Below are 713 nucleotides of genomic sequence, written 5' to 3' on the forward strand. Positions count from 1 at the left end.
TGTTCGCTAACGTGGCGAAAAATGCACGACCTTAATTTAATGTCACTTTATAGAAAAACAAGCGATCAAGGACAACTTATTAATACATCCATTAGCGTACCAGAATCACGGGAGACAATGTGCTCGCAATGATTTCTGTCGTCGTACTACCGAGGAACAATTGCTGCCATTTAGAGTGTCCATAAGCACCGACCACCATGATGTCAATATCGTTGTCGACTTGAAACGTTAACAGTCCATCAACGGCATCAGAAGCAGATAAATGATGCGCCTCGACGGCAAAGCCTGCATCTTCTAATTTAGCAGCGGCGGCACTCATGCTTTGCTTGGCAGCATCATTGTGATTACCGACCATCACGATATGACCCTTCAAACCTTTTAACAAAGGGCTTTTTGACACCATCCACGCCGCTTTTATAGAGGTCTTGCTACCATCAAAAGCAATCATATATGAGCTAGGCTCTTTAAAAGTCTCTGAGCAAATCAATATAGGGATATCCGATGCACGAGCTACCGTTTCAATTTGGCTGCCGATATTGATGCGGCTGTTTTTGTGGTCTTCGCCGCGGCGTCCCATGACGATCGCGCGATTTTCTTCTTTGAAATGCTCGATGCTAGGAAGCAGTTTGCCATGACGTTGATAAATGCGCACATTCACATCCGCAAAGCTGTCTTTGATATGGCTTTTTGCATCTTGTACTAAGGCGTTGCTA

The 713-nt window shown here is 44.6% G+C and carries 1 protein-coding gene; it reads right to left on the bottom strand.

Annotation, left to right across the window (positions count from 1 at the left end; genetic code table 11):
- Positions 1-91: 91 nt before the first annotated feature.
- Positions 92-713: universal stress protein (locus tag ACS8FC_RS17435; RefSeq protein ID WP_439297712.1), on the bottom strand; the 622-nt coding region annotated here is incomplete at its 5' end.

It is taken from the genome of Psychrobacter sp. 1Y4, assembly GCF_051847555.1.